The organism is Bradyrhizobium sp. 157 (genome assembly GCF_023073815.1).
In the GTDB taxonomy this organism is placed as follows: Bacteria; Pseudomonadota; Alphaproteobacteria; order Rhizobiales; family Xanthobacteraceae; genus Bradyrhizobium.
Genome location: NZ_JADPKF010000120.1, coordinates 422,848 through 436,332 on the forward strand (window position 1 = coordinate 422,848; position 13,485 = coordinate 436,332).

9 protein-coding genes and 2 pseudogenes are annotated in these 13,485 nt (G+C 60.4%); 4 read left to right on the top strand and 7 right to left on the bottom strand.

Going from position 1 to position 13,485, the window contains the following annotated elements; translation table 11 throughout:
• Window positions 1-145: 145 nt before the first annotated feature.
• From IVA95_RS37665 to IVA95_RS37685, 5 genes are all read right to left on the bottom strand, one after another.
• Complete coding sequence (locus tag IVA95_RS37665; protein ID WP_247515123.1) at window positions 146-1,363, bottom strand: hypothetical protein; 1,218 nt, start codon at window positions 1,361-1,363, stop codon at window positions 146-148.
• 330 nt (window positions 1,364-1,693) lie between these two features.
• The gene (locus IVA95_RS37670) at window positions 1,694-3,967 is read right to left on the bottom strand and encodes a xanthine dehydrogenase family protein molybdopterin-binding subunit (protein WP_247515124.1); all 2,274 of its coding nucleotides are present in this window, start codon (window positions 3,965-3,967) and stop codon (window positions 1,694-1,696) included.
• A gap of 39 nt (window positions 3,968-4,006) precedes the next feature.
• Window positions 4,007-4,993 (bottom strand): xanthine dehydrogenase family protein subunit M, encoded by a 987-nt coding sequence (locus IVA95_RS37675; protein WP_247515125.1) that lies wholly within the window; start codon window positions 4,991-4,993, stop codon window positions 4,007-4,009.
• Between the two features lie 3 nt (window positions 4,994-4,996).
• Window positions 4,997-5,668: a 2Fe-2S iron-sulfur cluster-binding protein gene (locus tag IVA95_RS37680; RefSeq protein ID WP_247515126.1), complete on the bottom strand. Its 672-nt coding sequence runs from the start codon at window positions 5,666-5,668 to the stop codon at window positions 4,997-4,999.
• Between the two features lie 96 nt (window positions 5,669-5,764).
• On the bottom strand, window positions 5,765-6,643 hold the full coding sequence (locus IVA95_RS37685) for an AraC family transcriptional regulator (protein WP_247515127.1): 879 nt from the start codon (window positions 6,641-6,643) through the stop codon (window positions 5,765-5,767).
• A gap of 927 nt (window positions 6,644-7,570) precedes the next feature.
• On the opposite strand from IVA95_RS37685, the pseudogene IVA95_RS37690 reads away from it, so the two are divergent.
• Window positions 7,571-7,966: pseudogene (locus IVA95_RS37690) on the top strand (response regulator); the annotation flags it as partial.
• Between the two features lies 1 nt (window position 7,967).
• Here IVA95_RS37690 and IVA95_RS37695 read toward each other — a convergent pair.
• Complete coding sequence (locus tag IVA95_RS37695; RefSeq protein WP_247515128.1) at window positions 7,968-8,507, bottom strand: DinB family protein; 540 nt, start codon at window positions 8,505-8,507, stop codon at window positions 7,968-7,970.
• Window positions 8,508-9,596: 1,089 nt separating this feature from the next.
• On the opposite strand from IVA95_RS37695, the gene phaC reads away from it, so the two are divergent.
• Window positions 9,597-11,381 (top strand): class I poly(R)-hydroxyalkanoic acid synthase, encoded by a 1,785-nt coding sequence (gene phaC, locus IVA95_RS37700; RefSeq protein ID WP_247515129.1) that lies wholly within the window; start codon window positions 9,597-9,599, stop codon window positions 11,379-11,381.
• A 596-nt stretch (window positions 11,382-11,977) separates the two neighbouring features.
• Window positions 11,978-12,172: a hypothetical protein gene (locus tag IVA95_RS37705; RefSeq protein ID WP_247515130.1), complete on the top strand. Its 195-nt coding sequence runs from the start codon at window positions 11,978-11,980 to the stop codon at window positions 12,170-12,172.
• 679 nt (window positions 12,173-12,851) lie between these two features.
• Here IVA95_RS37705 and IVA95_RS37710 read toward each other — a convergent pair.
• A complete protein-coding gene (locus tag IVA95_RS37710) occupies window positions 12,852-13,193 on the bottom strand; it encodes a hypothetical protein (protein ID WP_247515131.1) in 342 nt (113 codons plus the stop codon).
• Between the two features lie 101 nt (window positions 13,194-13,294).
• Here IVA95_RS37710 and IVA95_RS37715 point away from each other — a divergent pair.
• Window positions 13,295-13,485: pseudogene (locus tag IVA95_RS37715) on the top strand (hypothetical protein); the annotation flags it as partial.

Consider the following 13,485-nt stretch of genomic DNA (forward strand, 5'->3'; position numbering starts at 1 on the left):
CGACTGATAGGTTCAATCGTGGACACGCAACCACCGATACCAACATTCGCTAATGGTGATTAGCTTCCGTTTGACCGACTTTAAGAGTGGTTTGAATTCGCCAGTGACCTGTCTAATCCTCCGAGATTTTGAGAAGGTCGAAAGCTCATGCTGCGCCAGCGTACTTCAAGACCCAGAGCCCCTGGTTTTTGTCGGTGATGTAGATGAAGCCCCGGCGATCCACGAGGACGTCCTCAGTCTGCAGAACCAGCTTGTCCTCCGGCATCGGACCGTAACGCCGCTTGGGGTCAGGCGGAATGAAGTATCCGACCTCGCGCGGAAGCCGCGCGTTGGTCACGTCGTAGATCCTCACGCCAGCGTTAAAATGCGCAAGGTAGAAGAGGTTTCCCTGCTTTTGCACGTCTGGATGGTGCTGATGGTGGTTCATATTGTGCGGCCCGCGCCAGCCGCCCCTCGTCGTGAAATCGCGATACGGCGCCTCCGCCGGTGGAATCGGCTCGGGCAGCAACGACAGCAGTTCCGGCTGGCGCGGATCGGAGATGTCAATGATTGACGCATGATGGGCGCCGCCGCGCGAATAGGTGACGTTCTCGGAGTTAGCGAAGGCGATGCCGCGTTCTGGAATAGGCAGGACGCCGTGCACGCCGAAACGGGAATGGAATGGCGGACTGAAGCCGAGGTTGCCAACCTGCTGTGGCCGAGTGACGTCGCTGATGTCGAGAATGATGATCCCCGCCGCCCCATAGGGCAAGTAGGCGTGGTTGCCGATGACATAGGGCGGACCGTGCAGCGAAACATCCTCGCCGCCGCAGAACCCGCCGCATCTGCATTGTGGCCTCAGCAGCGTCCTGAATCGGTCGTCGGCGGCGACAGTGGCGAGTGCCGCCATTTCAGCGCCGGCTTCATGTTGACCGGGCACCCACCAGCGTCCTGCCTCGCGCGGGTTAGCGCGGTCCGAGATATCAACAATGACATAGATGTTGCCCTTGTATCCCGGCATGCCGGCCGCGAGATGCATATAGGGCCCGCCGGCGTAGAGGTTCCGATGCGTGCCGATGCCACCCGTGCGGTAATGGCCGAGCTGGCGCGGGTTGAGCGGGTCGGCGATATCCCAGATCAGCACGCCCTCGCCGAACGGCGCGCTGGGATCGCCGCCGAAATTGGCGAAAGGCTTTTCTAGCGCGGTGATCATCGTGTCGCCAGACAGGTCGACCTGGAGCGTCCAAGTGTTGGCGCCCGGATACTCGACGAATCTCGCCACATGCGGACGCGACGGGTCGGTAACATCGATAATGCTCCAACCGCGATGCCAGAAATGGCCCACATAAAGATACCATCTGCCCGCAACCTCGCGGATCGCCATCTTGAAGGCTGGCCGATGATCGAGATCACTATAACCGACGATATCGACGTTGTGGGCATAGGCTCCGTTCGGAAGAGCTGAGCCGGCGATCGGCGTCTGAGCATAAGCTTTGCCCGAAACTCCGAACTGAATCGCCGCACTTGTGGCAAGCCCGACCGCCGAAACGTTCAAAGCCTGCCGCCGGGTGAATTTCCTTTTTGCCATAGTTGCGACCTCTCATGTGAATGTGCAGCGACGCGAGAGCCAAAGCGGCCGTGCCGATTGCGAATGGTCCCTTTACCCGCGATGCCGCATTGGCCTCTCGCGGCCGCGCGTTCGGTCGGATGGACTTCAGCCGACAGGTAGCTCGGGAAATATCTTGTCGAGCGTGATCGGGAACTTGCGAACCCGGACCCCTGTTGCATTGTAAACTGCGTTCGCGACGGCAGCGCCCGCCCCGCAATTGCCGAGCTCGCCGATGCCCTTGGCGCCAAGCGGGTTGCCCTTGTCATCCTCCTCGGGAAGGAAGATGACCTCGATGCTTGGAACGTCGGCATGCACAGGCACGTGGTACTCGGCGAGATCGTGGTTGACGAAATGGCCGTGGCGAGGATCGAGCACGGTCTCTTCCATCAGCGCCGCACCAACGCCCCAGATCATGCCGCCGACTATTTGCGAGCGCGCTAACTTCGGGTTGAGGATGCGCCCGGCGGCAAAAACGCCGAGCATACGCCGCAGCCGTGCTTCGCCGGTATCGATGTCAACCGCGACCTCGGCGAAATGCGCACCGAAGGCATGTTGGGAATAGGTACGATAGGTTTCGCCGCGAACCGCAGAGCCTTCGGCCGTCAGTCCGGCCGGCGCGATCCGGGCCAGAAGGCTGGCGAGATTCTCCGAGCGCGAGCCGAGCCGGAGCTCGCCGCCCTCGAAACGCGCTTCCGACATGTTCGCGCCTCGCAAGGGCGAACGCTCATGCGACGCGGCGGCCGATGCGATCTGCTCCCGCAATATCAGGCAGGCATTGTGGACAGCCGTGCTCGAACTGGATGCGCCCCATGAGCCGCCCGAACCGGCGGTGCGTGGCAAACGGCTGTCGCCGAGTTCGACCTTGACGGCCGAGAGCGCCACGCCCAGCCGTTCGGCCGCGACCTGCGCCAGGATCGTATAGGTGCCGGTGCCGATATCGGTCATATCGGCCTTCACCGTGACCTGGCCCAGCGCATCGATGGCGACCCGCGCCGAGCCCGGCCCGAGATAATTGGCGCGGATCGCGGCTGCCATGCCATAGCCGATCAGCTTGCGGCCTTGCCGGCGGCTGCCCGGCTTCACCGGCCGGTCGCGCCAGCCGAAGCGCTCGGCCCCGTCGCGCATGCAGGCGATCAGGTTGCGGCTGGAGAAGGCCACGTTGCGTTCCGGGTCGCGCTCCGGCTCGTTGCGTACGCGCAAGTCGATCGGATCGAGGCCGAGCTTCTCGGCAAGCTCGTCCATCGCGCATTCGAGCGCGAGCAGGCCCGAAGCTTCGCCGGGGGCCCGCATCCATTCGCCGCGATTGATGTCGAGGCGTGCGAGTCGATGCGTCGTACGGCGGTTCGCCGCCGCATAGAGCGCCCGCGTCGGGACCGCGCTCTGTTCGGCGAACTCCTCGAAGCGGGATGTCGAGGAGGTGACCTCATGCCCGATCGCGGTCAGGCGGCCATCGCGGTTCGCGCTGAGCCTGACCCGCTGGCTCATTGCCGGGCGATGGCCGGCATTGGCGAACATCTGCTGGCGCGTCAGAGCCACCTTAACCGGCCGGCCGAGAACGCGGGCGGCGAGTGCGGCGCAGACCGTCTCGGGATGAACGATCAGCTTGGCGCCGAAGCCGCCGCCGATGAAGGGGCTGATGACCCGGACATTCTGCGGCGGGATGCGCAGCGTATTGGCCAGGCCGGCCTGGATGTTCGCCAGCGTCTGTGTCGAGGTATGGACGGTCAGCCGATCGCCATCCCATTCGGCGATGGCCGCATGCGGCTCCATGGGGTTATGGCTCTCGAACGGCGTCACATAAACGGCGTCGAACTTGAACGGCGCCTGGGCGAACGCGCGATCAAAATCGCCGAGTGTCGAGTCCGTCGCGAAGCCGGCATTGGTGCGTTCGGGCCGGTAGATCTCCGCATCCGGTGCCGCAGGGTCGAACGCGCCGGGCTCGCTCGCATAGCGCAGCCTGATTAGCCCCGCCGCCCCGCGCGCCTCCTCGAAGGTCTCGGCGACCACCAGCGCGACCGGTTCATCATGATAGCGGACAAGCTCGCTCACCAGCACCGGCCGCGCGCGCATGAACACCTCCGGCACAGTTGCCGTCACGGCCGGGCCGAAGGACGGCTGGCTCGGTGCGTTCCTGTGTGTCATCACCAGGCTGACACCGGGCGCACGCTCGGCATCGCCGGTATCGATCTCGACGATCCGTCCCTTGGCGATGCTCGCGCCAAGGATAAAGCCATAGGCGGGCGCGCGATCGAGCTTGTGCTCGTAGCCATAGGGTGCGCTCCCCGTGACCTTTAGTACGCTGTCGATACGATCCTCGGGCTGACCGATTGCCGTGGCGCCGGCGCGCGATTTCGCCTGGACGATGTGGTCTTGAGCCATCGTCTTTTTCCTCCGATGTCTTTCTTCAGGTGTCTCTCTTCAAACGCCTTGGGAGGTTTCAGCGAGCGTCCGGCGCAATGTGCGCCGCGCCAGCTCGATCTTGAAGGCGGCGTGGCCTTCGGCGCGTGCACCGGCAAGAGCCGCATCGGCAGCTGCGGCGAAGATCTCATCGCCCGCAGGACGTCCGCCAAGAGCACGCTCGCCTTCGATGGAGCGCCAAGGCTTGGGCGCGACGCCTCCCATCGCGATGCGTGCGCTGCGGATGCGTCCGGAGGCGGCATCGACAATCGCCGCGACCGAGACCAGCGCGAAGGCATAGGAGGTGCGGTCGCGGACCTTGCGGTAGAGCTGCCGGCCTGGCGGCGGTGGCGGCAAAGTCACGGCGGTGATCATCTCGCCGCGGGCGAGCGTAGTCTCGATATGCGGCGTCGTCCCTGGCAGGCGATGCAGGTCACCAATTGGAAAAACCCGTGAGCGGCCGTCGGGTTGTATCGTCTCAACGCGTGCGTCGAGCGCCGTCATGGCCACCGCCATATCCGATGGGTGGACCGCGATGCAGGCCTCGCTCGCACCGAAAATTGCATGAAGACGGTTGAAGCCGCCGAGCGCGCTGCAGCCCGAGCCGGGGGAGCGCTTGTTGCAGGGCATGTCGCGGCAATAGAAATACGGGCAGCGTGTACGTTGCAGCAGATTGCCGGCGGTGCTTGCCTTGTTGCGCAGCTGGGCGGAGGCACCCGAGAGGAGCGCCTGCGAAAGCAGCGGATAGCGGGTTCTCACCCGCATATCCGCTGCGAGGTCGCTGTTGGGAACCTGCGCCCCGATACGCAGACCGCCTTCCGGCGTCTCATCGATCAAGCGCAATGGCAGGCGGCTGATATCGACGAGATGCGTCGGCCGCTCGATCTCCAGCTTCATCAGGTCGATGAGGTTGGTGCCGCCGGCGATGAATTTGGCATCGGGACGCGCGGCCACCGCGGCGGCCGCCTCGCGCAGGCCGGATGCGCGCTCATAGGTAAACGGCTGCATCGCTCAGGTCCTCTCGGCAATGTCACGGATGGCAGCGACGATGTTGGGATAGGCGGCGCAACGGCAGATGTTGCCGCTCATCCGCTCGCGAATTTCGGCATCGCTCAACGTTGTCCGCGCAACCAGATCGCCGGTGACATGGCTCGGCCAGCCGGCCTTGGCTTCGTTCAGCATCCCGATAGCCGAGCAGATCTGGCCCGGCGTGCAGTAGCCGCACTGGAAGCCATCGCGCGCGATGAACGCGGCCTGCATTGGGTGCAGTGCCTCACCCGCGGCCAGTCCCTCGATCGTGGTGATCTCGTCGTCTTGATGCATGACAGCGAGCGTCAAGCAGGAATTGACCCGCCTGCCGTTGATCAGCACCGTGCAAGCACCGCACTGACCGTGGTCGCAGCCCTTCTTGGAGCCGGTCAGGCCAAGCTGATGGCGCAGCGCGTCCAGCAATGTGGTGCGCGGATCGAGTTCGACTGAAGCCGGGTCGGCGTTGATGGTCAGGTTTACGGAGAGCCTCATCGTTCCAGCTGCGGCCTCGATACGACCGCTGGGCTGAGCAACTGCCGGCACGGTGTCGGAGATACCAACTGCGAGCAGCGCCGTCGCTGCCGCGCTCCCTTGAATGACGCTCCGTCGTGTCGGCCCGTTATTCTCCAGGCACCGGTTCCTGCATTCGGCCATGTCGAACTCGCTCCCTCTCGCATCGCGTGCTTGCTCGACGCGAGATGGGTGGGCCGCTTGGGCGTTCTTTCAGGATTCCGGCTGCTTTTGCAGGATTCAGGAAAAAAGCTGTTGCCGGTAGGCTCGAGGCGTCATGCCTCGTTGGCGTTTGAACGCAGTGGTGAAATGGCTCTGACTGGAGAAGCCGAGCCTGGCCGCGATCAGCGCAATTTCGTGGTCGGCATTCGCTAGAAGCTGCTCGGCGCGGCAAATTCGACGCTCGATCACGAAGGCATACGGAGCCATTCCGGTCGCCGCCCTGAAGCGGCGCGCGAAGGAATCGATCTCCATATCTGCGAGGGCGGCAAGATCACTTAGCCTTATTTCCCCGCCAAGGCGCTCCTCGACATACTCTTGGACCCTGCGAAGCGTCACCTTGCCGAGCGCGCCGTGTGTTGCTGGCGGGGGCTTCGCGCCGTCGAGCGCCATGACCCGATGCATCGCAACGGCGGCGAGATGCTCAACATAGGCAGTGTCAGGCTTGCTGCCGTGCGCAATATCGTCATGCAGCGCCGTCAGGAGCGTGGTGATTACCGCATCGGCACGATTGACCAGGATCGGCAGCGTTTCCGCTGAACCCTCACGTTTGAATTGAGCGTGATCGAGCCAAAGGGCGGAGTAGACGAGATCCGCCTCGCGGTAGCTGCCGGAGCGCTCGACACCTGCGGGGATGAAAGAGAGCGCACCCGGCCCGTCTCGGCCGTCATAGACGAGTTCGCCGGAGCACGAAACGCGGGTTCGCGCGGTCTTGCCCGTATGGGTCAGCACAATGAGATGCGAGGGCGCCGTCCAGGTTAGTTCGGCTTCCCGGCAGGACCAGCGGCGATGGTCGAAGACGATTGCGCCATCGAGCCATGAGCGCGTGTCCGGCGGCTCGGATGGAGCCTCATGCGTGACGCGGAGTTGCCCTTCTCCGATCATCGGGGTCAAAGCCATGGCAGGGGCCTTTCGCTCGGAACTACAACCCCATCGCCCTCGGTGACCAGCTTCGCGTCGGCCGAACACGGAGCACATAAATATGGCAGCGTCGCGAAGCGCTGGTCAAAACGGCGTGACACGGCCTTCAGCTTCAATAAGCCGACTGCAACTGTCGAATTCACAAGCTTTCAATCTATTCAATTCGGTTGCCCTAATCGAAATGGACCGCGCGCCCCATTAGTTGAAGAAGTAAAATTGGGCAGTCCGCATACGAACTTAAGATTTTGCTCGCACGCCAAACAGTCGCCTTCCGTCACGAGGCGCGAAATAGCCATGCGACCTCCACTATACGGCAAATCAAGGGGCGTGGCCGAGGTCGAGATATTCCGCAACAGAAGAACAGCAGCCAACTTATCCGAACTGCGGCTCTGCGAGGGAACAGTCTCTTCTGGGTGGCGTAGTCCCTTAACTGACGAGCCTCTCGAGATTTCCGGAACAGCCCCGTGGGAAACGGCGCGCATCGCATCGTACATGTAACGCTCCTGCTTCGTTGAACATGCGCAGGATGGGGTCCCGATGTCGCAGAACTTTGCCGACGGCTGCCGGGAATTGTCGCTATCTGTCTCAGGAATGCTGCGTTGCATAGTTCGCGAGAGTTGGAGCGGCCGTCGGTGATGACCGCTCCTGTCATCCGCTCTTCAATGAAGTTGCTTTCAATGCGGGTTCCCAGATTGCATCAAGTCTTACCAGGCATGCGGGTTTGCGATAGTTTGCGACAAAGATATCGGTGCGTGAGCATGTCAATATCGTCTGCAATCCGCGTAGTTTGCGGTCAGCTAGACTATGCGGCGAGAAACTTGATTTCAGTCGATCGTATACATTTTGTTGCACTTTTCCGATGGGTTGGGTGCTGGACTTCGGTATGATCCGGAACGGAGCACCTGGATGGAATCGACACCGCACATCGCCGTCGTGGACGATCATCGTGATATTCGCGACTTGGTCGGCAAATACTTGATGCAGCACGGCTACCGGATCAGTCTTGCGGAGAGTGCTGTCGCACTCCGCCGTTTGCTCGAACGAAGTGCTCTGGACCTGGTGGTTCTTGATATCATGATGCCAGGCGAGGACGGATTGTCGCTCTGCCGCCATCTGCGCAGCACCACGGACCTCCCCGTTATCCTGTTGACTGCCATGGCGGAGGAGACCGATCGAATCGTCGGCCAGGAAGTAGGCGCCGATGACTACGTTAGCAAGCCATTCAATCCCCGCGAACTCCTCGCCCGTATCAAAGCAGTGCTTCGACGAGTCCAAAGCCTGCCGCCGCAAAAGGGCCGGCTCCCTACACCCGTCCGTGTCGGATCAGCGTTTTGAGATCGGGCGCTGTGCCGCCGCGCTGAAACGCCAGCAAGTCGAGCGAAGGTGGTTCGCCACCCGTCAAGATCGATAAGCACGCATGTGCTTGTCCGCGATGATGGGTCTGGTGATTGAATAGGTGCAACAGAATATCCGCGAGGACCTGAGACTGCGGCATCCCGGAGGATGTCTTGTAGCCGTGGAGACTGGCAAGTGTCACTTCGTCGTACTGATCGACAACCGCCATCAACCGATTGTCTTCATCGATACGCGCCCAGGTTAATTCGGCACGGTCTTCATACAAAATAGCGTCAAGGCGATTCGGATGGTTGCCTTCACCGGTCAGCCGTTTCAGCCAGAGGCGGTCGGTCAGCAGCAAGTAGTTTAATGTGCCGTGCAGACTGCCGAAGACGACGCCGATGTGAAGCCGATATGCCTGATCCGATAGATCAAGTGCAGCGGCGTACAGGCGCGCATTGGCCCAGCGATTGTAGGCCGCAAGTTGCCGAAATTGGGAGATGGTCATGATTTTGCCTCCCGCCGTTAGTTGGGGTCACTGGGCATTCTTGCGGCTGAAACGCAGGACTGAGCTTTGCAAACGAGTCGCGCCCTCGGCGGCTTAGAACTCCGTTACCCGCCGTCGGATCGCCTGGCTCGGGATTTATTTTTCTAACCATGTGCGTCCTCCCTTGTTGTGAAGCGCCAACTGAAGCGGGCCCCAAACGATCGCATCACATGAGGGCACGGCCTGCGCCCGAGGTGAGCTAGCAGGCTCAAAGTAAGCATTTTGCGTAATCATCGCCGTGTGCCGCGCGCGCAGCGAGTGCTCAGTGGAGAGACCGGCCAAGAGGACTGTCGGGCTGTATTGAGAGTGCGATGCCCGCTGACGGATCCCCGCTGCCCATTCACCTCCAACGGAGACGTCGGCACGTCCCGCCTCGATGAGCAGCTCTAAAGAAGACTACCCGATCCCACGTTCATCCAAAAGAGGCCTCACATGGCCAGGGCGCGGCAGAAGCAATTCGCTCAAAACCAGTGACCCACACGGCCGAAAGGGGTCAATCGCGTCATTCCGACGGTACGCCGAGCGCTTCCGGTTTGCCCCGAAAGCAGACAAGTTCAGAACCGGGTGGCATGTCTCAAAGGTGCCATTACGGAAATCAAGCAAGCCTCGGAGCAAACAATAGCTCTCGCGCGCCTCCGCTTCGTCAGCGCAGGGCCACTGCCCTTGTTGGATCGCCGCCAATAGCGTGTCGACGCTTACGGCAACAAGCAATAGGTTGCAAGGGTCCCTGATCGCCCCTGCTGGCGCTCCTTTAGGGTCGATAGAACACAGTGCTCATGGAGAAGCCCGGTGCGACGAATGCGCGCCTGGCCCTCCTTGGAGCGTTGCGGAGACAGACGCTCCACTCGCCCTCTATGTCTATTCAGGCGAAGTTACGGCTCGTGCCGGGAGGGAGTCTCGCAACGCACAATTCTGATTGCATCGCAAAATGGCAACCTTGGCTGGGAAACCGAGCCGTTCATTTCTTGATCCCACCTGATCGCAAGGTGGTAGTCTTTCAGAACCAGCCAAAGCTCCTGGTACAGGTCTGATAACCACTAGGGGAAAGATATGGCCGACAAACTAGTGCAGCCCGGATGGGACCCGCTCGTCCTTGCGGCGCAATTGCAGAGAATCGCCAAACAAGGCCAGATACTGATGCAACGTTTCGTGTCGAATCAGCCGGACGCGGTCAAGCTTGGCATTGGCGACACGTCGAGCCTCGGGTTCGATTTTTTCAAACTCATGACGAAGATGATGACCAACCCCGCGGCGGTCGCGAGCGCTCAGATCGATCTATTTTACGGCGGTTTGAATGTTTGGCAAAAGACCGCCGAACGCATGCTCATGCCCTGCGCGCAGGAAGCCAATGCTCCGCAAGATAAGCGCTTCAAGCATCCGGAATGGAGCGAGAATGCCATCTTCGGTTTCGTGAAAGACAGCTATCTCGTTGCTGCCAAATCGATTCTTACGGCAATCCGCGAAGTCCAGGGCATGGACGAGGCCACCGCTCGCAAGGTGGATTTCTACACTCGCCAATTCGTCGACGCTTTGTCGCCCTCCAATTTCGTCGCAACAAATCCGGAGGTCCTCGCCGAAACGCTGAATTCTGGCGGACAGAACTTGCTACGTGGCTTGGAGAATCTTCTCGTCGATCTGGAACGCGGCAACGGCCGGCTTTCGATTACGATGACCGACATGAGGGCTTTCCGCCTCGGCGAAAATATCGCCACGACTCTAGGAAAAATCGTCTACCAGACTGACCTCATGCAATTGATCCAATACGGGCCATCGACGCCGGAAGTCCGAAGGCGTCCACTGCTCATCGTGCCGCCGTGGATCAACAAGTTTTATGTTCTCGATCTACAGCCGAAGAATTCCTTCATCAAATGGGCTGTCGATCAAGGCCATACGGTCTTCGTCATCTCCTGGGTAAATCCCGACGAGAAGCTCGCGGAAAAGACCTTTGAAAATTACATGATCGAGGGACCTTTGGCGGCACTGGACGTCATCGAGTCCGCAACCGGAGAGCGGAGCGTCAACACGATCGGCTATTGCCTCGGCGGAACTCTCCTCGCCTCGACGGCCGCCTACTTGGCCGCGAAGGGCGACGGCCGTATTGCAAGTGCCACGTATTTCGTGACACTCGTCGATTTTACCGACGTGGGTGAGATGGCCGTCTTCATCGACGAAGCGCAATTAGCTTCTCTCGAAAGACGGATGCGCGAGCGCGGGTATCTAGAAGCGCAAGATATGGCGACGGCGTTCAATATGTTGCGGGCGAATGACCTGATTTGGTCTTTCGTCGTCAATAATTACCTGCTCGGCAAAGAGCAAATGCCCTTTGATCTTCTGTTTTGGAATTCCGATTCGACGCGCATGCCAGCAGCGATGCATTCGTTCTATTTGCGTTCGATGTATCAGCACAATCTCCTTGCAAAACCCGACGGTATTAACCTCGCCGATACCCCGATCGACTTGTCGAAAATTTCGACGCCGACATTCATTCTATCTGCGCGCGAGGACCACATTGCGCCATGGCAATCGACCTATGCAGCGACCCGCTTCTATTCCGGTCCGGTCAAGTTCGTTTTGTCGGCGTCTGGCCATATTGCTGGCGTGATCAGCGCACCAGGCAGCAGCTACGGTCACTGGACGAACGACAATTTGCCGCCGCGCCCTGACGAATGGTTTGCTGGCGCTACGCCTCATCAAGGCTCTTGGTGGCCGGTCTGGGACGAATGGGTAACGCGACTTGATTCCGATCGCGTTCCTGCGCGAGAACCCGGCGGTGGCAAGCTCTCGATTATCGAAAACGCGCCGGGCTCTTACGTGCGGGTGAGATCCGCAGCGTAGAAATCCTGTTCCGACTTGTGCTTTCGGCGAACCGCATCAAGCTTGGCCCGGTGGCGGCGCCAGCACGCAAGAAATGAGCCGCACCGCTTTCGTTGGTGATCAAGTGACGCATGGCGGCCAAAAGGGTTTCGGCATGACCAAGCACGGCCGATCGGGGCACGCGACCCGATCGCCGCGTTTCCGTTTCCTGCAGAAGCTCGAAGCACAGAAGAACGATCGCAAGGACCGCTCTCGGATCAAGGACCCGAAAGAGTCCACCGAAGAGCTATTCCATCCCCGGAAACCAACACGAACCTGACGAACTATCCTTTGATGACCTTCGGGGTGGGCACATTCGCCTTGGCAATAGCGGAACAAGTTGATGTCTGAAATACCCGGGCAGAGCGGACATGCTCTGCCCGATCTCCAATCGCCGGTTGTGCCAAAGGCGGAAGTGATCCCGACTCGCGACGTCGCGAAACGGCGATTGTGCGACACATCGAGAATGGCTCTGTTAAGCCACTTCCCTGCTTAAGGGGAGTGGCCGCCGCACTGGCCCCTCCCCATTTTGGCTGCGGGGGAACGAGCACGTCCTCGCGTGCCATCGGAGACGCGCAGTGACCATAAGAACCTTTTGCACGCTTGCCGCCGCCATCTTTGCCCTGATCGCGCTTCTGCAGTTGATCCGGATTGTGATGGGGTGGTCCGTCACCTTGAATGGCGTCGATGTGCCGTTCTGGGCGAGCTGGATTGCCGTCACCGTGGCGGGCGCGTTGAGCTTCGTCGGCTTCCGCGCCGCCATACGCAGCTAAGGGCTGGCAGACCCGCCCGGGCCGATCTGTCGCCGGGCAGCGGAGCCACTTCCCTAGTCGCGGGCATTGAGCCGTCGTGCTCCACCGCGACAGCGGTTTAGTGCAATATATGTTTTGCGACCCGAATATTTTGCGACATGACAGCGGAGGTTCATTGGAAGGGGGACTTCCGGTGTGGGTCAAAAGCCAACGTGATGGCACCGCTACCGCATTTCCGCTTTACCTCGATGGCGGACATCGACCATTGCCGGATCGATGTCCGTTTTGTGCCGATTTCGTTGTAAAAGTCTTTTTGGGGTGACGAACGAAAATTTTCAGGGGCGCTGACGCGTGTTGCACGTGGCGACGTGAGGGACCACGTCGTTCCTCGGAAAAACGACCACGGACCTGCGTAGCGGCGTGATGTGGCTTCGCAACGTTACAGCTCTCTGAAAATCACCTTCGCGAGATTTTCGGGATCGTTCGATTTTCGACTTTTGCAACAAAATCTGCCAGGAACGGACTCGTGCACCGCAGCAGTTATCGTAGCTATTCGATCACCTCGCCGGCGCCGGCGAGCAGTGTCATTGGAATGTCGAGGCCGAGAGCCTTAGCGGTATCGAGGTTGATATCAGGGTAACGTCCGTCGCTTGCTGACGGGAAGCTCCGCCGGAGGCGCCCCTTTGAGGATGCGATCAACTTAGCCCGCGGCGCGTTGCCATAGTTTGAAAAGGTTAGCCGAGTACGACATCAGTCCTCCTCTCCGAACCGAGTCGCTGAATGGATAGATCGCCGGCAAGCGCCGCTCTGCGGTGAGCGCGATCCGCCGGGGGATGAGGGGAATTAGCGATGAATCGTCGGTGATGACGAGGCCGTCGAGGCTCCTCTCTCCCAGCGCGGCGAAGCTGTTATCGATGTCCGCCAGCCGCACCGAGAGGGCTGTCAGCTCCAGACCGAGCCCCCGTGCCGCCTCCAGCACGAGTTCGACTTGGTAAGCATTCGTCGGATTGTCAGGGTTCCACAACACGGCGACACGATGCACCCCGGGGCCGAGTCCGAAGAAGCGTCAGTGGCTTCGCAACGTTGAGGAACATTCATCCGGTTTGATCCTTTACTAAGGGGTGGAAACAGTTCAGGTGACATTTGAACGTTGGTGAGAAGACCATCGAACGAGACGACTCATTCAGCCCAGCACGGGCTGTTTATCGCACACTGGTGCACTTCTTCTCCTACCACTTCATTCTTACCCGTAAACAGTCAACCACGACCCACGTCGAAGGACTTGATCTCGCGGTGCTGCCATCGGTCTTCCATCCGAAGATCTTCCTGACCAG

Coding starts and splice junctions, on each gene's coding strand:
- IVA95_RS37665 (WP_247515123.1), bottom strand. CDS start 1,363: ATGGCGATCCGCGAGGTTGCGGGCAGATGGTATCTTTATGTGGGCCAT.
- IVA95_RS37670 (WP_247515124.1), bottom strand. CDS start 3,967: ATGGCTCAAGACCACATCGTCCAGGCGAAATCGCGCGCCGGCGCCACG.
- IVA95_RS37675 (WP_247515125.1), bottom strand. CDS start 4,993: ATGCAGCCGTTTACCTATGAGCGCGCATCCGGCCTGCGCGAGGCGGCC.
- IVA95_RS37680 (WP_247515126.1), bottom strand. CDS start 5,668: ATGGCCGAATGCAGGAACCGGTGCCTGGAGAATAACGGGCCGACACGA.
- IVA95_RS37685 (WP_247515127.1), bottom strand. CDS start 6,643: ATGGCTTTGACCCCGATGATCGGAGAAGGGCAACTCCGCGTCACGCAT.
- IVA95_RS37695 (WP_247515128.1), bottom strand. CDS start 8,507: ATGACCATCTCCCAATTTCGGCAACTTGCGGCCTACAATCGCTGGGCC.
- phaC (WP_247515129.1), top strand. CDS start 9,597: ATGGCCGACAAACTAGTGCAGCCCGGATGGGACCCGCTCGTCCTTGCG.